Source organism: Polynucleobacter sp. AP-Titi-500A-B4, from assembly GCF_018688095.1.
Taxonomy (GTDB): Bacteria; Pseudomonadota; Gammaproteobacteria; order Burkholderiales; family Burkholderiaceae; genus Polynucleobacter.
The window spans coordinates 393,448-411,658 of sequence record NZ_CP061311.1 but is presented as its reverse complement, the minus strand read 5'-3'; the positions used below and the strand labels follow the sequence as shown (position 1 = coordinate 411,658).

The 18,211-nt window shown below is 47.9% G+C and carries 18 protein-coding genes; 6 read left to right on the top strand and 12 right to left on the bottom strand.

Going from position 1 to position 18,211, the window contains the following annotated elements; genetic code table 11:
- Positions 1–2: 2 nt before the first annotated feature.
- From FD968_RS02215 to FD968_RS02175, 9 genes are all read right to left on the bottom strand, one after another.
- On the bottom strand, positions 3–1,445 hold the full coding sequence (locus tag FD968_RS02215; RefSeq protein WP_215367170.1) for a DegQ family serine endoprotease: 1,443 nt from the start codon (positions 1,443–1,445) through the stop codon (positions 3–5).
- Positions 1,446–1,495: 50 nt separating this feature from the next.
- Positions 1,496–2,743 (bottom strand): beta-ketoacyl-ACP synthase II, encoded by a 1,248-nt coding sequence (gene fabF / locus FD968_RS02210; RefSeq protein ID WP_215367169.1) that lies wholly within the window; start codon positions 2,741–2,743, stop codon positions 1,496–1,498.
- A gap of 21 nt (positions 2,744–2,764) precedes the next feature.
- The gene (gene acpP / locus FD968_RS02205; RefSeq protein WP_028819177.1) at positions 2,765–3,004 is read right to left on the bottom strand and encodes an acyl carrier protein; all 240 of its coding nucleotides are present in this window, start codon (positions 3,002–3,004) and stop codon (positions 2,765–2,767) included.
- 102 nt (positions 3,005–3,106) lie between these two features.
- Positions 3,107–3,850 (bottom strand): 3-oxoacyl-ACP reductase FabG, encoded by a 744-nt coding sequence (fabG, locus tag FD968_RS02200; RefSeq protein ID WP_215367168.1) that lies wholly within the window; start codon positions 3,848–3,850, stop codon positions 3,107–3,109.
- A gap of 39 nt (positions 3,851–3,889) precedes the next feature.
- Positions 3,890–4,825, bottom strand: a complete 936-nt coding sequence (fabD, locus tag FD968_RS02195; RefSeq protein ID WP_215367167.1) for an ACP S-malonyltransferase — start codon at positions 4,823–4,825, stop codon at positions 3,890–3,892.
- Between the two features lie 51 nt (positions 4,826–4,876).
- Positions 4,877–5,863 carry a beta-ketoacyl-ACP synthase III gene (locus FD968_RS02190; RefSeq protein WP_305848943.1) on the bottom strand — a complete coding sequence of 329 codons (987 nt, stop codon included), beginning with the start codon at positions 5,861–5,863 and terminating at the stop codon, positions 4,877–4,879.
- On the bottom strand, positions 5,860–6,873 hold the full coding sequence (gene plsX, locus FD968_RS02185; protein WP_215367166.1) for a phosphate acyltransferase PlsX: 1,014 nt from the start codon (positions 6,871–6,873) through the stop codon (positions 5,860–5,862). The genes FD968_RS02190 and plsX overlap by 4 nt, the downstream gene beginning before the upstream one ends.
- Before the next feature lie 82 nt (positions 6,874–6,955).
- On the bottom strand, positions 6,956–7,135 hold the full coding sequence (gene rpmF, locus FD968_RS02180) for a 50S ribosomal protein L32 (protein WP_011902241.1): 180 nt from the start codon (positions 7,133–7,135) through the stop codon (positions 6,956–6,958).
- Between the two features lie 105 nt (positions 7,136–7,240).
- Entirely contained in the window at positions 7,241–7,816 is a 576-nt protein-coding gene (locus FD968_RS02175) for a DUF177 domain-containing protein (protein WP_215367165.1), read from the bottom strand.
- A gap of 41 nt (positions 7,817–7,857) precedes the next feature.
- Between FD968_RS02175 and FD968_RS02170 the strand changes: the two genes are divergently transcribed.
- Positions 7,858–8,454, top strand: a complete 597-nt coding sequence (locus tag FD968_RS02170; RefSeq protein WP_215367164.1) for a Maf family nucleotide pyrophosphatase — start codon at positions 7,858–7,860, stop codon at positions 8,452–8,454.
- A gap of 35 nt (positions 8,455–8,489) precedes the next feature.
- Positions 8,490–9,260: an SAM-dependent methyltransferase gene (locus FD968_RS02165; RefSeq protein ID WP_215367163.1), complete on the top strand. Its 771-nt coding sequence runs from the start codon at positions 8,490–8,492 to the stop codon at positions 9,258–9,260.
- Between the two features lie 42 nt (positions 9,261–9,302).
- Here the strand turns inward: FD968_RS02165 and FD968_RS02160 are convergent, their stop codons facing one another.
- The 3 genes from FD968_RS02160 to FD968_RS02150 are packed head-to-tail and all read right to left on the bottom strand — an operon-like array spanning position 9,303 to position 11,986.
- Positions 9,303–10,250, bottom strand: coding sequence for a S49 family peptidase (locus FD968_RS02160; RefSeq protein WP_215367162.1), 948 nt, complete (start codon positions 10,248–10,250; stop codon positions 9,303–9,305).
- Positions 10,251–10,288: 38 nt separating this feature from the next.
- Positions 10,289–10,963 (bottom strand): HAD-IA family hydrolase, encoded by a 675-nt coding sequence (locus tag FD968_RS02155; RefSeq protein ID WP_215367161.1) that lies wholly within the window; start codon positions 10,961–10,963, stop codon positions 10,289–10,291.
- Between the two features lie 3 nt (positions 10,964–10,966).
- On the bottom strand, positions 10,967–11,986 hold the full coding sequence (locus FD968_RS02150; protein WP_215367160.1) for an RluA family pseudouridine synthase: 1,020 nt from the start codon (positions 11,984–11,986) through the stop codon (positions 10,967–10,969).
- Positions 11,987–12,451: 465 nt separating this feature from the next.
- Between FD968_RS02150 and FD968_RS02145 the strand changes: the two genes are divergently transcribed.
- The 4 genes from FD968_RS02145 (at position 12,452) to glp (ending at position 18,202) form a co-directional block, all read left to right on the top strand.
- Positions 12,452–15,067 (top strand): Rne/Rng family ribonuclease, encoded by a 2,616-nt coding sequence (locus tag FD968_RS02145; protein WP_215367159.1) that lies wholly within the window; start codon positions 12,452–12,454, stop codon positions 15,065–15,067.
- Positions 15,068–15,159: 92 nt separating this feature from the next.
- Entirely contained in the window at positions 15,160–16,287 is a 1,128-nt protein-coding gene (moaA, locus tag FD968_RS02140) for a GTP 3',8-cyclase MoaA (protein WP_215367158.1), read from the top strand.
- Positions 16,287–16,892, top strand: a complete 606-nt coding sequence (gene mobA, locus FD968_RS02135; protein ID WP_215367157.1) for a molybdenum cofactor guanylyltransferase MobA — start codon at positions 16,287–16,289, stop codon at positions 16,890–16,892. The genes moaA and mobA overlap by 1 nt, the downstream gene beginning before the upstream one ends.
- Complete coding sequence (glp, locus tag FD968_RS02130; RefSeq protein WP_215367156.1) at positions 16,889–18,202, top strand: gephyrin-like molybdotransferase Glp; 1,314 nt, start codon at positions 16,889–16,891, stop codon at positions 18,200–18,202. The genes mobA and glp overlap by 4 nt, the downstream gene beginning before the upstream one ends.
- Positions 18,203–18,211: the final 9 nt, after the last annotated feature.

Genomic DNA, 18,211 nt, shown 5'->3' with positions numbered 1-18,211 from the left:
GCTTATTTTGGCCTTACAGGGATGACTAGGGTGCTGTCAGCGCGGCGTATAAAGACCGGAACAGCCTTATTGGTATCAAGGCCTTTAACGAGGGTCTCAAACTGCTTCACGCCGGTAATATCGGTATCTGCCACCCGAATGATGACGTCTCCAGGACGAACTCCTGCTCTAGCAAGCGCACCGTCACCCAAACCGGTGACCTCTACACCACTCTTGATGCTCAAATCCTTCTTTTTAGAATCGGACAATTCCGTCACGGTCACGCCTAAGGTATTTGCGCTACTGCCATTTGCAGCAGGTGCATCCGCTTTCTTGGCAGCTTGTGCAGACTCAGTATCGGTAACTGTAACGGTTAATTCACGAGTAGCACCTTTACGCCAAACTTGCACTGGCACAGAGCTTCCCGGTTTCGTATCACCAACCACTCGAGGCAAGTCTGTAGATTTCGCAATCTCACGACCATTAAAACTGAGAATCACATCGCCGGATTCAATACCACCTGCAGCAGCAGGACCGCTTGGCTCCACATTACGAACATAAGCGCCACGAGGCTTACCCAAACCTAAGCTCTCTGCTATTTCTTTTGTCATCTCACCCAAAGCAACACCAATACGACCCCGTGTCATTTTTCCGTTGGTACGCAATTGATCAGCAACACGCATCGCTTCATCAATGGGAATTGCAAATGAGATTCCCATGTATCCGCCAGAACGACTAAAGATCTGAGAGTTAATACCAATCACTTGACCGGCAGTATTCAGTAATGGGCCGCCCGAGTTACCAGGGTTGACCGCTACGTCAGTCTGGATAAAGGGCAGATAGTCGCCAGTGTCACGACTCTTGGCTGAGACAATACCTGCCGTAACAGTATTCTCAAGACCAAACGGCGAACCAATTGCGAGCACCCACTCACCTACGCGCACTTTAGATGAATCCCCTAAAGGAAGCTTAGGCAAATCGCGTGCTTCAATTTTGACAACCGCAACATCGGTGCGCTTATCCATGCCAAGTAACTTCGCCTTGAACTCACGCTTATCCGTTAAGGTGACATAGATCGTCGTTGCACCCTCCACAACGTGCGCGTTTGTCAAAATCAAACCATTCGATTCAATAATGAAACCAGAGCCCACGCCACGATCTGCTTCTTGTGGCTTACCTGGATTTGGCTGCGCTTGTTTAGGTCCATTCGGAATACCTGGAATAGGCACACCAAAGAAACGACGGAAGAATTCAGCTTGATCTTCAGGCATTCCAGGAATACCGCCCTGTTGCTGAACCATGACTTTTTCAGTCGTGCGAATATTGACGACGGCTGGACTTGCGCGCTCAACCAAGTCGGCAAAATCCGGAATAGTGACCCGAGGATTTTGAGCAGCAGCAGGTGCAATAAATGACATCTGCCCAAGACTCAAAATAGCCAAGAGCGCAATAAAGTGCTTTTTCATAATGCTATGACCTACTTGGTAAAAACCAAAAAATGGAGATAAAGAGAATATTAGGTCAGCTTACCAAAAATCAAGGTGCCGTTAGTACCACCAAAGCCAAAGTTGTTTTTGACCGCATGCTCAATCTTCACATCCCTAGCGGTATTGGCGCAGTAGTCCAAATCACATTCAGGATCTTGGTTGAAGATATTGATGGTGGGTGGGGATTTCTGGTGATGAAGCGCCAGAATAGTGAAAACAGACTCCAAGCCGCCTGCGCCACCCAAAAGGTGCCCCGTCATCGACTTGGTTGAGTTAATGAGTGCCTTTTTGGCATGGTCACCAAGCGCTGCCTTGATCGCTTCGGTTTCATTCTTATCGCCCAAAGGCGTAGAAGTGCCGTGAGCATTTAAGTATTGAATTTGGTCTGGATTCAAACCAGCATCGCGCATGGCATTCACCATGCAACGACGTGGACCATCCATATTTGGAGCAGTCATGTGATACGCATCACCGCTCATACCGAAGCCCATCAATTCGCAATAAATTTTTGCGCCACGTGCTTTTGCGTGCTCATACTCTTCGAGTACAACAACACCGGCACCTTCACCAAGAACAAAACCATCACGGTCTTTGTCCCAAGGACGGGAAGCGGTTGCAGGATCATCATTACGAGTGGAGAGTGCTCTTGCAGAAGCAAAGCCACCAACCCCCAATGCAGAGATTGTGGATTCAGCACCACCAGCAACCATCACATCGGCATCACCGTACTGAATTAAACGCGCAGCCAAACCAATGCTGTGCAATCCAGTGGTACATGCAGTCACTGCAGCAACGTTTGGACCTTTGAGGCCAAACAAAATACTGAGGTGCCCAGAAATCATATTAATGATTGAGCCTGGAACGAAGAATGGTGAGATGCGACGAGGCCCGCGAGCGAGAAGCTCAGCGCCAGTCTCTTCAATCATTGGCAGGCCGCCAATACCAGAACCCACCATCACGCCTACGCGCTCGGCATTTTGCTCTGTGATTTCGAGACCGCTGTCGCGAATCGCTTGCGTACCAGCAGCGATACCGTAATGGATAAAGGTATCCATATGGCGCGCTTCTTTGGCAGAAACATATTCTTCGACGTTGAAATCTTTCACCTCTCCAGCGAAATGAACGCTAAGTGGAGCGTGGTCAAATTTGGTGATCGTAGCAATGCCTGATTTGCCTTCCAGCAAATTAGACCAAGCTACGTCAACTGAATTACCAACAGGTGAGATGAGGCCAAGGCCGGTGACTACTACCCGGCGTCGGCCATTTGATGCTGACACAGTAGTACCTAGGCTCGGGAATTAACCCTGAGCTTTTGATTTAGCGAAGTCGATCGCGAGCTGAACTGTGGTGATCTTTTCAGCTTCCTCATCAGGAATTTCGATGCCGAATTCATCTTCCAAAGCCATAACCAGCTCAACAGTGTCAAGAGAGTCAGCGCCCAAGTCGTTCACGAAAGAAGATTCATTTTTGATATCTCCTTCAGCGACGCCCAATTGCTCAGCGACGATTTTCTTAACGCGTTGTTCGATGTTGTCCATTAATTTCCCCAGGGGTTGTAAAAAACGATGAAAAGGATTTTATCAGTTTGGTGGACCGAATTAGCAAATTCGCCTAAAAACGTCCAAATCCTTGCTTTGCCGTTAGGCTAAATAGAGTCCGCCATTGACATGTAGGGTGTTACCCGTAACATAACCGGCTGCTGGAGAGGCTAAAAAAGCCACTGCCTGAGCCACATCCTCAGGGCTACCCAATCTAGCCAGCGGAATGTTCACTTTTAGGGCATTTTGCTGTTCTTCACTCAAAGCACGAGTCATATCGGTATCAATAAAGCCGGGGGCCACGCAATTGACAGTGATATTGCGGCTACCAATTTCGCGAGCCAATGCTCGAGTCATGCCAGAAACGCCCGCTTTTGCAGCGGCATAATTTGCCTGCCCTGCGTTACCCATATGCCCCACGATAGAGGTGATATTAATAATGCGACCACCACGAGCTTTCATCATAGGACGTAAAACCGCTTGCGATAGACGGAACACAGAACTTAAGTTGGTATCAATCACATCAGTCCACTCTTCAGACTTCATGCGCATGGCTAAGTTATCACGTGTAATGCCAGCGTTGTTCACCAAAATATTGATGCCGCCATACTCTTTCACAATGTGATCAATGATGTCTTCACATGCATTTGGTGCGGTGACATTCAATACCAAACCAGCACCACCAGAAGCCTTTAAACGATCGTCGATCGCTTTCGCACCGTTCTCTGAAGTAGCGGTACCAATCACCTTGGCACCACACTTGACCAACTCATCCGCAATCGCTTGACCAATGCCGCGCGAGGCGCCAGTTACCAGGGCAATTTGTCCGCTTAAGTCGAGATTCATATTTGTCTTCCGCTGTATTGTTGCTTAATCTATTTGTTTTTATTTAAAAGTGGCAAGCACTTCATTCAGGCTAGCATCATCAAATACCGGTACACCAGTCACTTGATCATTAATACGCTTAGTCAGTCCTGCCAATACCTTGCCTGGGCCACACTCAACTACTTGAGTAATACCTTGAGTAGCCATTGCTTGAATCGTTTCTTGCCAACGCACTGGTTTTGCAGCTTGTCGTACTAACGCATCTTTAATAGCAACAGGATCATTCAAAATTTCTACGTCAACGTTGTTAATCACAGCAATCGTTGGCGCCTTAAATTCGATATTCGCTAAGTAGCCTTTGAGTTTTTCAGAAGCTGGTTGTAATAATGAAGAATGAAATGGCGCAGACACTGGGAGTGGCAAGGCACGTTTTGCACCTGCTGCTTTTAATAGCTCGCAAGCTTTTGTTACTGCATCACTAGAGCCAGCAATCACCACCTGACCAGGAGCATTGAAGTTCACTGCCTCGACTACGCCACTAGAATCAGCACTTGCTTGTGCACAAACTTTGATCACGGTCGCATCATCCAAGCCAAGAATGGCAGCCATACCACCAGTGCCGACTGGGACAGCAGTTTGCATGGCTTCTGCACGAAAACGCACTAAAGGTACAGCATCTTTAAATGAGATTACGCCAGAGGCAACCAAAGCGGAGTATTCGCCAAGACTATGGCCTGCCATCACTTTTGGAGCGGGGCCACCCGCAGCCAACCAGGCGCGGTAAAAGGCTACTGCGGCAGTCAACATAACAGGCTGAGTATTGGTGGTTAATGACAACGCTTCTGCAGGACCTTCAGCAATCAGCTTTGCAACATCTTCACCTAAGGCATCAGATGCCTCTTGCAAAGTAGTGCGCACTTCAGGACGCTCAGAAATCGAGTTGAGCATACCTACTGATTGGGAGCCTTGTCCGGGGAATACGAATGCAAATGTCATGGGATTAATTTATTGAATAGTCAAAATAGAATAAATACGGATTAACGCTCATTAATACTTTAGAGCAACCGCGCCCCAAGCGAAACCACCACCAACGCCTTCTAACAAGAGATGCTGGCCACGTTTGATTTGACCGGAACGTACGCCCGTATCCAAAGCCAATGGAATCGATGCTGCCGAAGTATTGCCGTGCTCATGAACAGTCACAATCACTTTATCCATGGACATACCCATCTTTTTAGCCGTGCCTTCCATGATGCGAATATTGGCTTGGTGCGGAACTAACCAATCAATCTGCTCTGGCTTGAGGTTGGCTTTTTCCAAAACCTCATGTGCCACTTGCTCTAATACTTTGACTGCCAATTTAAATACCGCCTGACCATCCATAGTCATAAATGGTGAGCCATGCACTGAACCGTTACCAGCACGCCCAGGCACACACAATATGTCGCGTTGACTACCATCGGCATGTAAAGCAGTAGACAGAATGCCAGGCTCACTAGAAGCCTCAAGCACTACGGCACCAGCACCATCACCAAATAGTACGCAAGTGCCACGATCTTGAAAATCCAAAATGCGTGAGAAGGTTTCTGCGCCAATCACTAAAACTTTTTTATAGGAGCCGCAACGAATAAATGCATCTGCTGTAGCGATGGCATAAGTAAAGCCTGCGCATACTGCTTGTACATCGAATGCTGCACAAGCTGTATGAGCCCCCAATTTATCTTGTACTACGCAGGCTGTACTCGGAAAGCCGCCCAAGTGATCTGGTGTTGAGGTTGCCAAGATGATGAGGTCTAAATCTTCTGAAGTAATGCCGGCGCTTGCGAGTGCCGCTTGCGCCGCTTTCACTGCGAGATCACTCGTCAGCTCATTTTCAGCAGCAAAGTGACGCGCAGAAATACCGCTACGAGTGGTAATCCACTCATCGCTCGTCTCTAGGCCGGACTTCGCCAAACGCTCAACTAAGTCTTGATTGGTTAAGCGCTGGGCCGGAAGATAACTTCCAGTGCCGGCAACTCTTGCAAAAATACTCATTCTTTTATCTCCGCCACAAAGGCTGCGGCAATTCGTTCGACCATGCGATTTTTTGCTGCTTCGTACGCACGGTCTAAGGCAAAACCAAAAGCAAAACGATCCGCAGAACCATGGCTCTTAATCACACAGCCCCGCAGACCTAACAATACAGCACCGTTATAGCGGCGATGATCAACCCGCTTACGTACCCGTAGCAATGGCACCATGGCGCAAATTGCCATCAACTTGGTCAATAAGGAGCGATTAAATTCTTCACGAATCATGCCGCTCATCATTTTTGCCAAGCCTTCACTCGCCTTTAACACCACATTGCCTACAAATCCATCGCACACCACGATATCGGTAGTGCCTTTAAAAATATCATTGCCTTCTACGTTGCCGTAAAAGTTTAAATTGGTTTGACGCAGCAACTCACTGGTTTGCTTCACGACTTCATTGCCTTTGATTACTTCCTCGCCAATATTAAGAAGACCAATCGAAGGATTTTGTTTGCCATCCACTACCTGGACCATGACATTGGCCATTTGTGCGAACTGTACTAAGTGCATTGGCTCACAGTCTGCGTTTGCGCCAAGATCTAACATCGTCGTACCGCGCCCTAATTCATTGGGGATAGCAGTAGCAATAGCCGGGCGATCAACGCCGTCAAGGGTTTTTAAGATGTAGCGAGAAATAGCCATCAACGCGCCAGTATTGCCAGAAGAAATGACTGCATCAGCAGCGCCTTCTTTCACTTGCTCAATGGCAACACGCATCGATGAATCTTTTTTGCGACGCAAAGCAACTTCGATGGGATCATCCATCAATACCACTTCACTCGCGGGAATAATTTGAATACGCTCGATTGGCGCTTTAGGAGACTTATTCAAGACTTGCTTGATCAAATCGGGATCACCCACTAGGGCAATCTTGACGTCAGTATGTTTTTCTAGGAAATCGCAGGCGGCAGGAACCGTCACGACGACTCCATGATCTCCGCCCATGGCATCAATAGCTAGAGTAACGCTCATAAACTCATTGATTGCTACAAGTCATTTGTCTAAGAAAAAAGCGGCTTTATATGAGCCGCTTCTATCTGTTTAGACTAAAAAATTAGTCGTTTTTAGTTTTAACAACTTTACGGCCACGATAGTAGCCGTTTGGTGAAATGTGGTGGCGCAAATGAGCCTCACCAGTTGTGGCTTCAACAGCCGTAGCAGGTGCGGTCAAAAAGTCGTGCGCACGGTGCATGCCACGTTTGGAAGGTGATTTTTTATTTTGTTGAACGGCCATATTGAACTCCTAAGCAAGGCGACATTCTAGCATGGAAAAGCGTCTAAATGCTTGATTTATCAACCCAGACTACTGAAAACAACAATGCTAGTTAAAGCCCTATTTTCAGTTTTTCTTCATATTTTTCAATATGTTAAAGGGATTTTCGCGCTTATCCTCCACCTCTCCACCATCTTCACCCCCAAAAACAGAGGCATGCGGCTCGCAAAAGCCTTCTGGGTGCTTAGGTATCAAGGGGATAGAGAGCAAGACCTCGTCCTCAATGGTTTCCAGGAGGTTAAATTGCTGGCTTGCCACTAAAGGCTCCTGCTCCTCGTCTTCCAGGGGGTAATCATCTGCCTCAAGCTCTGAAGTCACCAGGATAAAACGGCGCTTTTCATCTAAATCCACCGCACAATCCTGCAAACAGCGCTGACAAACTAGGTGTAAGCGCCCTTTTAGGCCTAATTCCAGTATTTGACGGGGATCACTGCCTGGAGAATCCTCAAAATGGGTCTCCAAATCCCAGTTAAATCCATCCCCCGAAACCACGGTGGAGACCTCTTCAGCAACCCTGGGAATATCAGAGATGCTTAAAAAACCAGCACCTTTATAGGATTGCGGAGCGCAAAAATCCACCCTTTTCAAAGAGCTAGGATCTGCGGATAACTGGACTTGAGGTAAAACTTGATTACGATTCATGGCATCAGTCTAAATCAAGGCATCCTCGAAAGTCAGTAGCAATGAGTATTTCAAAGAACCCGTCCCTCATCCTAGCGTCCACCTCGGTGTATCGCCGCGAACTGTTAGAACGCCTGCGCATTCCCTTTGAAGTGGTTTCTCCAAAGGTAGATGAAACACCGCTCACTGGTGAAAGCACACTCGATCTAGCACTCCGCCTTGCTAACGCAAAAGCTACTGCAGTTGCTAAGCAATATCCCGATGCATGGGTGATTGGTTCTGATCAAGTGGCAGATCTTTGTGGTGCAGCAATTGGCAAACCCGGTAATTTCGAAAGAGCGATGGCGCAACTCCAACTGATGCGCGGTCAAACCGTCACTTTTCATACAGCGCTCTGCTTGATGAAGGGCGATACACAAACTACCTTGAGTATCCCGACTGAAGTGGCATTTCGAAAACTCTCGGATGAAGTTCTAGAAAGTTATTTACTGGCCGAAGAGCCCTATGACTGCGCAGGTAGTGCCAAGTCTGAAGGTCTTGGTATCAGCCTCTTGGAATCCATTAAAAGCGATGATCCCACCGCACTCATTGGCTTGCCTCTCATTGCCCTGACGGGTTTATTGCGTGATGCTGGCTTTGTCCTTCCATCAAAGAATTAAAAAATAAACCGCGAAGAAAATAGTAAATACTTTTCATGACAAAGCTCGGTACGCTCTATTTAGTTCCCAACACCTTAGGTGACGATGCTCGCGCCGAGCAATTGCCTTGGGTATTGCCAAGCGAAACCATTGCCCACACCTCGAAACTAAAGCATTGGATTGTGGAAGACGCTAAAACGGCACGCGCATTCTTAAAAGCCGTGGATAGCATGTCACCTCTTGTCTGCACTATTCAAGAAATGCAAATGAGTGAATGGCGTGGTACTGCGCGTAATGCAAAGTATGGTGATTCAGTCAAGCCTGCTGATTTATTAAAGCCACTCCTTGCTGGAAATGACATGGGTCTCATGTCAGAGGCAGGCGTACCAGGCGTTGCTGATCCTGGCGCTGAATTAGTCCTTGCAGCCCACAAGCTCGGTGCGCAAGTAAAACCTTTGGTTGGTCCAAGCTCTATCTTGCTAGGTCTGATGGCCAGCGGCCTCAATGGCCAGCGCTTTGCCTTTCAGGGTTACTTACCTCATGACACTCACGAGCGTAGCGCCAAACTAAAGCAACTAGAAACTGAATCCAGAAAATTACAGCAAACCCAAATTTGGATTGAGACACCGTATCGGAATACTGCCATGTTGATGGCGTGCATGAATGCTTTAGCACCACAAACATTACTCTGTCTGGGCGTTGATCTCAGCCTCAAATCTGAAATGATCACCACCTTATCAATTGCAGACTGGCACAAGCGCTACTCCAATGAAGCGGCCTGTACCTCATTACAAAATAGGCCAACAGTATTTTTACTGTTGGCCTAGATTCATTCACTCTTTTTTGAGCGAATCATTTTCAATGTGTTTTTACTTCAAGTCTGGCGCCTTTACTAGCGCTTTACCAGCAGCCGCTCCAGCTTCTGCACCAAAGCGTTTAGCAACTCGCTCTGCAAAGTTTTCTTTCATGGTGTAGTCAAGCACATCCGGCGCCTTAAAGACATCACGCGCTACTGAGTCAACAGTGCCATAACCATCCGCCAAACCGAGCTTCACTGCTTGCTCACCATTCCAAATACGTCCGGAGAATAAATCTGGGGTGTCTTTTAAGCGATCGCCACGACCTTCTTTAACTACCTGAATAAATTGTTGATGGATTTCATCGATCATCTTCTTGACCATCTCCACTTGTTTAGGCTCTTCCTTACTAAAGGGGTCGAGCATGCCCTTGTTAGAGCCCGAAGTGATCATGCGACGAGTCACCCCCAATTTATCCATCAGGCCTGTAAAACCAAAGCCTTCCATGATCACACCAATAGAGCCGACTAAGCTGGCTTTATCCACCAAGATTTGATCTGCAGCCACAGCAACATAGTAGCCCCCCGATGCGCAAATATCTTCCACTACTACATAAAATGGTTTATTCGGATACAGCTTACGCAGACGATGAATTTCATCATTCATCATGCCTGCCTGAACCGGTGAGCCGCCAGGGCTATTGATGCGCAGAATCACACCTGCACTATGTTCATTCTCGAATGCAGACACTAATGAAGAGTTAATGTCCATGGCATTAGCCATCGAGCTTGAGGAGATCTCGCCCTCTAAGGTCACCAAGGCTGTATGTTTTTCAGTACTCATTCCGCGCCCAGGCAGATGAAAATCAAATACTGACAAAACGACGCCAACGATTACTAATAAAGTGAGAACGCGAAGCACTGCTTTCCAGCGACGCGCCTTGCGAGTCTCTTTGAGATTCTCCAAGAGCAAGTGCTCTAGCGCCTGACGTTCCCAGTTTGGGTTTGGATTATTTTCCATCTTGATTCCTTAGTATTGCCTATTAAGTTACAAATAAGTTACAAATTTTCTTTGAGCCATTGGGCCAGCTGTGGCACATCATCCACATGAGCTAATGACGGTGATGTTTTTAAAGTATCTGGTGGATGGGCACCATAGGTCACTGCTACTGCATCTACACCAGCATTAGCAGCCATATCCAAATCATGCGTGGTATCGCCAATCATCAACATGCGACGAGTAGGCACTTGCGTGACATCGGATAACTCTAGGAGCATGCCAGGATGAGGTTTAGAGAAAGACTCATCCGCCGTTCTGGTTTCATGAAACAGGTGGCCGATCTGATGATGCTTCAGCGAGCGATCTAATCCAACACGGGATTTACCAGTGGCAACACCGAGGAGATACTGGTCAGCACGGAGATTTTCTAGTAACTCACGAATACCCACAAATAAATCAAGCTCATGATCTTTTGCTAAGTAGTGAAAGCGAAACCGATCGGTCAATTTTGGAAAGTTTGCTGGCTCAATCCAAGGTACTGCGCGTCGCAATGAATCATGAATGCCCAAGCCAATCACTGAGCTTGCTAATGCGTCATCCGGCTCTTTAAAACCCAAATCACGACATGCTTGCTGAATACAATGCACGATGGTTGGGGTGGAATCCATGATGGTTCCATCCCAATCCCATACGATCAAGTCATAGCGACGATCTGCTTTATCTACTTGGGTCATTCGTTATTGCGCTTCAGATTGTTCAAAGTTTTTTATCATGGCTGCAAACTCGGATGGCAAGGGCGATTCGATACGCATCTTCTCGCCTGTGCGGGGATGAGTAAAGCCAGCCAAGTGAGCATGTAAATACAGTCTTTTGGATTTGATGAGCTTATCCTGCTCTTCAAATCCATACTTATCATCACCCAAAATCGCATGGCCTAACTTTTGCAAATGAACACGGATCTGATGGGTGCGCCCCGTTTTTAATTGTGCCTCCGCCAAAGTAATTGCAGCATCATCACGCTTCATCGTTTTACTGACACGCAAAGCGGTATGGCTTGGCAATCCTTCAGGATCGACGCGCACACGACGCTCGCCATTGGCTAACAAGTATTTGTGGAGCGGATATTTGAGTTGCATCACTTGGGCGCCTTGCTGGATTTCACCATGTGCAAGCAAGTAATAACGCTTATCGGTTTGGCCTTCGCGAATCTGGCGATGCAACTCCACCAGGGCGCTGCGCTTTTTCGCCAACAGCAAGACTCCAGAGGTATCGCGGTCTAAACGATGAACTAATTCTAAAAATTTCAACTCAGGACGGGTAATACGCAAAGTCTCAATGACCCCCAGCGCAATACCAGACCCACCATGAACCGCCAAACCAGCCGGCTTATCGACTATTAAGAGAGCCTCATCCTCAAACAGGATTGGCATTTTGTCGGAATAGCCCCGCGCACGCGATTTGGTTTGGGCAGTATTGACTGCTGCCATTTGAGCAGGTTCGGCGATTCTGACAGGGGGAACTCGAACAACATCCCCCTCAACCAAGCGAGTCGTTGGCTCAGCCCGTTTTTTATTCACTCGGACCTCGCCTGAGCGAATAATCCGATAAACGTGACTTTTGGGGACCCCTTTGGCCCAGCGCAGCAAATAGTTATCCAAACGTTGGCCAGCCTCTTCTGGACCAATGGTCTGCAAATGGACTGCGGGCGGCGTGGACGTTTTTGCCTTTGGAGGCTTAGATACTGGGTCAGATTTCATGATTTATCTCTCTTGCCGCCTCGTTCAGGGACGACAAGGGACTCAACAATACCCCATTGTCATTCAACTTGTGCCGTATAATCAACGCTCTAGCCAATTTATTGGCTTGATCCCAACCTGAAGTCAGGTTTGAATCGTGGAGCTTGGAGTCGCCCTTTAAAAGACTCCCGGGGTTGCCCCTCCCCCGTTGTAATGAGGCGCAGGGTTGGTGTGCCGTATGCCGCGACCCGCGATTAGAAGACAGTTTTCAGGCGCGCGCCTGCATTGATGACCTAAAGGAGGTCTCTGCGGCGATCGTCAAGTGTGGCACCGAATTAACCAACAGTTAACTGGGTGAACTAGGCAAAAAGTGCCTAGATTTGCATGAACCACACTCATATACCGCCTTAGGCTTAGTCCTTTGCGGCATCTAACTTGTCCCCTAACGCAGCGCGCTTACTTCATCCTCCCCCATAGGAGAGTGTTATGAAACGCATGTTGTTTAATGCAACTCAACAAGAAGAGTTGCGAGTTGCCATCGTTGATGGCCAAAAACTCATAGATATTGATATCGAAGCTGCCGGTCGCGAACAACGCAAAGGCAATATTTACAAAGGTGTGATTACCCGCATTGAACCCTCTCTAGAGGCTTGCTTTGTGAACTACGGTGAAGAGCGTCATGGCTTCTTGCCATTTAAAGAAGTTGCTCGAGCTTATTTCAAAGAAGGTATCGACGTCCGCAATGCTTCCATTAAGGATGCCCTGCGCGAAGGTCAAGAAATCATTGTTCAGGTAGAAAAAGAAGAGCGTGGCCAAAAAGGCGCTGCCCTCACCTCCTTTATCTCCCTGGCAGGTCGTTATTTAGTGTTAATGCCTAATAACCCACGTGGTGGTGGCGTTTCCCGTCGAATTGAAGGTGAAGACCGTCAAGAACTCCGTGAAGCCATGTCCCAATTGGAAGTACCAGATGGCATGAGCATCATTGCTCGTACCGCTGGCATTGGCCGTGACGCTACCGAATTGCAGTGGGACTTAAGTTACCTCATGCAATTGTGGAAAGCGATTGATGAGGCTGCCAAAGGCAACTCAGCCCCACTATTGATTTATCTCGAATCTAGCTTAGTGATCCGCGCAATCCGCGATTACTTCCAGCCAGATATCGGTGAGATTCTCATCGATACCGATGACATCTACGAACAAGCTGCTGCATTTATGTCAGTAGTGATGCCAGACAATTTGCCACGAGTAAAACGCTATCACGATGATGTGCCTTTGTTCTCTCGTTTCCAAATTGAACATCAAATTGAAACTGCGTACTCACGTACTGTGCCATTACCATCAGGCGGCGCGATTGTGATTGACCACACCGAAGCTTTAGTGTCTGTGGACGTCAACTCTGCACGTGCTACCCGTGGCTCTGATATTGAAGAGACTGCAACTCGCACCAACTTAGAAGCAGCCGATGAAATCGCTCGTCAAGCACGATTGCGTGACTTGGGCGGTTTGATCGTGATTGACTTCATTGATATGGAATCGAGCAAGGCTCAGAAGGATGTTGAGAACCGCTTACGCGATGCTCTCCGCCATGACCGCGCTCGCGTTCAAATGGGCAAGATCTCCAAGTTTGGTTTGATGGAAATGTCACGCCAGCGTTTGCGCCCAGCCTTATCTGAAGGTAGTCACGTAACTTGCCCGCGTTGTAACGGCACAGGTCACATCCGTGATACCGAATCTTCTGCATTGCAAGTTCTGCGCATCATCCAAGAAGAGGCAATGAAAGAGAACACAGCAGCGATTCATACACAGGTACCAGTCGAAGTGGCTGCTTTCCTCTTAAATGAAAAACGTGCTGAAGTGATCAAGATTGAGACGCGCTTCAAAGTCAATGTCTTAATGGTTCCAAACAAGCATCTAGAAACACCACATTACAAGCTAGAGCGTTTGCGCCATGACGATCCACGTCTGGATGATCAGAAAGCTAGCTATGTGATGGCTGAAGAAGCTGCCCGTGAACTTGAGACAGATACAACTGTTAGCAAAAAAGATGCTGACGTTAAAGTGCGTCCTGAGGCTGCTGTCAAAGGTATTACACCAACACAACCCGCACCAATCAGCCAACCACGTCCAGCTCGCACAGAAAAAGTAGCGACTGAAAGCTCTGGCGGTTTCTTTGGTTTTATTAAGAAACTTTTTGCTTCCTCTCCGGCAGCAGAAGAAAAGCCAACACCTAGTAATAACCGTGGTCGCAACCAAAGCCGCAATGGCAATGGTGGTGATCGTAACCGTGGTCGTAATCGTCGTGGCGAGCGCAATGGTGAGCGTACTGAACGTCCAGCAGCAAATGCCGCTGAAGGTACAAGCACTGAAGGCAGCAACAATCGCAACGGTAATCGCAATAACCGCAACGGCAATCGTAACCAAGGCAATCAAAACGGCCCAAAACCTGAGCGTCAAGCAAATCCAGCTGCAGTAACACCTGCAACTGAAGCTGCTCCTGGCAGCGAAGCAACACCGAGCGCTGATGGTGAAGAGCGTCGTGGCCGTGGTCGTAATCGTCGTGGCCGTGGTCGCAACAGAAATGACCGTGGTGAGCGTACTGAGAATGGTGATGCTGTTACTACAACACCGTCAGCAAGTCCATTTGCAGGTCCTCCTGTAGGCATGGCTGGTGCATCTGCATCGATGCCGATTCAGAACCTCGCTAATAGCTTTGGTAACAAGCCTGCTGCTGAAAAGCAAGAGCGCACCGAGAGAGCGCCGCGTCCTCCGCGTCAATCAAATCGCCCAGCGCAAAACTCGGCACCTACTGCAGTTGCAACACCTGTTGCTGTAGCAGTAGCAGCAAGCGTTGAAGTCATTGCAAAGCCTGCACCCGAACTTCCAAAAGTTTCCTTCCAGGCACTTGAGGAAACTCCTTTGCATAGCGTGGTGCAATCTGCCGGAATGATTTGGGTAGCGACAGATGCTTCTAAGCATGCTGAAGCACAAAGCCAAATTCAGCCTGAGTCGATCAGCTTAGGCAGAACGCCGAAGCCTGCTGCAACCCTTCCTGAAGGCCCAATGGTGTTAGTTGAAACCGGCGGCCAAGAAAAAACGGTCTAAGCCTTTACAGCTTTTTCTCCAGACCGCCTTTTATCCCAAAAGGATATTGGGCGGTTTGGCAGAAACCCCGTTTCAAAGCCATAATTGAGAATATGGTTGAAAAAGCAATCCCCAAAGTAATCCCCATTCGCATTGATGAAGGCAAAGGCCTAACGCCGCCTATTGGCGAGGAATTGCTTTCTCCTCACGATCGCACCCAAGATACTCGCGGTCGCAGTTTGCGTGATCTGCGCATCTCTGTGACTGATCGTTGCAACTTCCGCTGCACCTATTGCATGCCTAAAGAAGTGTTTGATCAAAACTATCCCTACCTAGCTCATAAAGAATTATTGAGTTTTGAAGAAATTACTCGCCTCACCACGATCTTTTCTACGCTTGGGGTTGAGAAGATTCGCCTCACGGGTGGCGAGCCCTTACTCCGTAAGAACTTAGAAGTCCTTATTGAGATGTTGGCGGCGGTGCGCACCCCTACAGGCAAACCTTTAGATCTGACCTTAACAACCAATGGCAGCATCTTGCGTAAGAAAGCTGCTGCGCTGAAAGCCGCCGGTCTTCAAAGACTAACGGTAAGCCTAGACGGGTTGAATGACGACATCTTTAAAAAGATGAACGATGTTGATTTTCCAGTTGCTGATGTATTAGATGGTATCGCTGCTGCACAAGAAGCTGGTTTTGAAAACATCAAAGTGAACATGGTGGTAAAAAAAGGCACAAACGATCATGAGATTGTTTCCATGGCGAAACACTTCAAAGGTAGCGGCATCATTTTGCGTTTTATTGAATTCATGGATGTTGGTAGCTCTAACGGCTGGAATATGGCTGAAGTTCTCCCCTCCAAAGAGGTGATTGCCCGAATCAATGCAGTATTTCCATTGGAATCGATGGAGCCAAACTACACCGGCGAAGTTGCCCAGCGCTGGCGCTACGCAGATGGCTCTGGTGAGCTTGGCGTGATCTCTAGTGTGACGCAGACCTTCTGCCATGAGTGCACTCGTGCACGCATCTCAACCGATGGCCAACTGTATCTCTGCCTTTTTGCAAACGAAGGCTTTGATTTCAAAACCATGTTGCGCTCTGGTAAAACTGATTTAGAAATTGCAAACGCGATCATGAATACCTGGTCTGCACGCGATGATCATTACTCTGAAATTCGAGGCTCACATACTGCAAATCCATCGACCGGCAATCGCAAGGTCGAAATGTCTTATATCGGTGGCTAATGATTCTAGCTGAGCACATTACGGGACTGATTTTGGCGGGCGGTCGCGCGCAACGGATGGGTGGCATTGATAAAGGCCTCATTCCATTTCATCAAAAACCTTTGATCGAATCAACAATCACCAGACTCAAGTCACAAGTGAGCACGATGCTCATTAATGCCAACCGCAACATCACCAAATACGCCACTTATGGCTACCCCGTCATCATGGATGAAACACCTGATTTTTCAGGGCCATTAGCAGGGTTCTCAGTAGGTCTCAAGGCTTGCAAAACACCTTATTTATTAACTAGCCCCTGCGATTCGCCACTCCTTCCCCTTGATCTCGCAGCAAGACTTGCCACTGAATTAGAACGTGGAGACTTTCAATTGGTCTACGCCTCTAGTAAAGAGTCAGACGGCAAAGTATGGGCGCAGCCTGTGTTCTGCCTGATGCGCGCAGACCTAAAAGATTCATTGGGCTCTTTTTTGCAAAAGGGAGATCTCAAGATTGATCGCTGGTTCAAAGAGCTTAAAAGTAGCACGGTGGTTTTTGATGATACCCAAGCATTTGCCAATGTGAACACCCCAGAAGAACTCAAATCTTTAGAGGCAGCCTCTGTATGAAGCACTCGCCTAACAGTCCTATCTTGCTCACTTCATCGCTACATGTGGATGAAGCTCGAAAAGCAATTTCGAGTTTAGTCAGCGAGCTACTCCAAGAATCTCATGCCATTAACGATCCTGCAGACATTGAAACTGTTTTATTAGATCAAGCGATCAACCGTATTCTGGCAGAGGATTTACTCTCGCCAATTGATGTGCCTGCAGCAGATAACTCTGCCATGGATGGCTATGCTTTTGATGGTAAATGTTTGGGAACTAGTAGTAGCCCTATTCATTTACGTGTAGTGGGTACAGTCTTAGCAGGTCAGCCCTACAAGGGCCAGATTGAGGCTGGCGAGTGCCTAAAGATCATGACTGGTGCAGTGATGCCTGCTGGTTGTGATACGGTGATTCCCCAGGAGTTCACTGCTAGCAGCAATGATGAATCTATAAACTTCAAATCCGACCAACTCAAAGCTGGCGAGAATCGTCGCTTACGCGGCGAGGATTTGCAAAAAGGTAAGGCAGCCATCTCTGCTGGACGATTATTGCGGCCCTCTGATTTAGGTTTAGCTGCATCACTCGGAATTGCCAAGCTGAAGGTACGTCGCAAATTAAAAGTAGCGATCTTGTCTTCAGGCGATGAACTTCGCTCTTTAGGTCAAGCTTTGGATGCTGGCAGTATTTATGACAGTAACCGCTACAGCCTGACTGGCTTACTCAATCGACTCGATCTAAAAATCATTGATTGCGGAATTGTGCGCGATGACCCCAGTTCTCTGAAGCAAGCTTTTATAGAGGCGGCTAGTAAAGCAGATGTACTCATTTCTTCTGGTGGCGTTTCGGTAGGTGAAGCAGACTTCACCAAACAAATTATGCAAGAGTTGGGTGATGTGGGTTTCTGGAAAATTGCAATGCGCCCCGGACGCCCAATGGCCTTCGGAATATTAAAACCCGTTTCAGGATCTTCCTCTCGCAAGACCCTATTCTTTGGGCTGCCAGGCAACCCTGTCGCTGTGATGGTGACTTTCTATCAATTTGTTCGCAGTGCACTCTTACAACTGAATGGCGCCAGCCAAACTGAAACACCAATAGTGCAGGCAATTTCGGAAACAGCCATTCGCAAGAAGCCAGGCCGTACTGAATTTCAACGCGCCATCTTGGGGCGTAATGCTGAAGGTAAGCCCAGTGTCAGGCTGACTGGCAGTCAAGGAGCAGGCATTCTGCGGTCCATGAGCGAAGCCAATTGTTTTGTCATCCTCAGTCATGACCAAGGAAATATTGCCGCTGGTGACTGGGTGGATATAGCACTTTTTGATGGCTTGCTTTAAGATTGCGTC

Excerpts from the sequence above, each read along its gene's own strand:
- FD968_RS02215 (WP_215367170.1), bottom strand. The coding sequence starts at position 1,445 with ATGAAAAAGCACTTTATTGCGCTCTTGGCTATTTTGAGTCTTGGGCAG.
- acpP (WP_028819177.1), bottom strand. The coding sequence starts at position 3,004 with ATGGACAACATCGAACAACGCGTTAAGAAAATCGTCGCTGAGCAATTG.
- fabG (WP_215367168.1), bottom strand. The coding sequence starts at position 3,850 with ATGAATCTCGACTTAAGCGGACAAATTGCCCTGGTAACTGGCGCCTCG.
- fabD (WP_215367167.1), bottom strand. The coding sequence starts at position 4,825 with ATGACATTTGCATTCGTATTCCCCGGACAAGGCTCCCAATCAGTAGGT.
- FD968_RS02190 (WP_305848943.1), bottom strand. The coding sequence starts at position 5,863 with ATGAGTATTTTTGCAAGAGTTGCCGGCACTGGAAGTTATCTTCCGGCC.
- plsX (WP_215367166.1), bottom strand. The coding sequence starts at position 6,873 with ATGAGCGTTACTCTAGCTATTGATGCCATGGGCGGAGATCATGGAGTC.
- rpmF (WP_011902241.1), bottom strand. The coding sequence starts at position 7,135 with ATGGCCGTTCAACAAAATAAAAAATCACCTTCCAAACGTGGCATGCAC.
- FD968_RS02175 (WP_215367165.1), bottom strand. The coding sequence starts at position 7,816 with ATGAATCGTAATCAAGTTTTACCTCAAGTCCAGTTATCCGCAGATCCT.
- FD968_RS02170 (WP_215367164.1), top strand. The coding sequence starts at position 7,858 with ATGAGTATTTCAAAGAACCCGTCCCTCATCCTAGCGTCCACCTCGGTG.
- FD968_RS02165 (WP_215367163.1), top strand. The coding sequence starts at position 8,490 with ATGACAAAGCTCGGTACGCTCTATTTAGTTCCCAACACCTTAGGTGAC.
- FD968_RS02160 (WP_215367162.1), bottom strand. The coding sequence starts at position 10,250 with ATGGAAAATAATCCAAACCCAAACTGGGAACGTCAGGCGCTAGAGCAC.
- FD968_RS02155 (WP_215367161.1), bottom strand. The coding sequence starts at position 10,963 with ATGACCCAAGTAGATAAAGCAGATCGTCGCTATGACTTGATCGTATGG.
- FD968_RS02150 (WP_215367160.1), bottom strand. The coding sequence starts at position 11,986 with ATGAAATCTGACCCAGTATCTAAGCCTCCAAAGGCAAAAACGTCCACG.
- FD968_RS02145 (WP_215367159.1), top strand. The coding sequence starts at position 12,452 with ATGAAACGCATGTTGTTTAATGCAACTCAACAAGAAGAGTTGCGAGTT.
- moaA (WP_215367158.1), top strand. The coding sequence starts at position 15,160 with ATGGTTGAAAAAGCAATCCCCAAAGTAATCCCCATTCGCATTGATGAA.
- mobA (WP_215367157.1), top strand. The coding sequence starts at position 16,287 with ATGATTCTAGCTGAGCACATTACGGGACTGATTTTGGCGGGCGGTCGC.
- glp (WP_215367156.1), top strand. The coding sequence starts at position 16,889 with ATGAAGCACTCGCCTAACAGTCCTATCTTGCTCACTTCATCGCTACAT.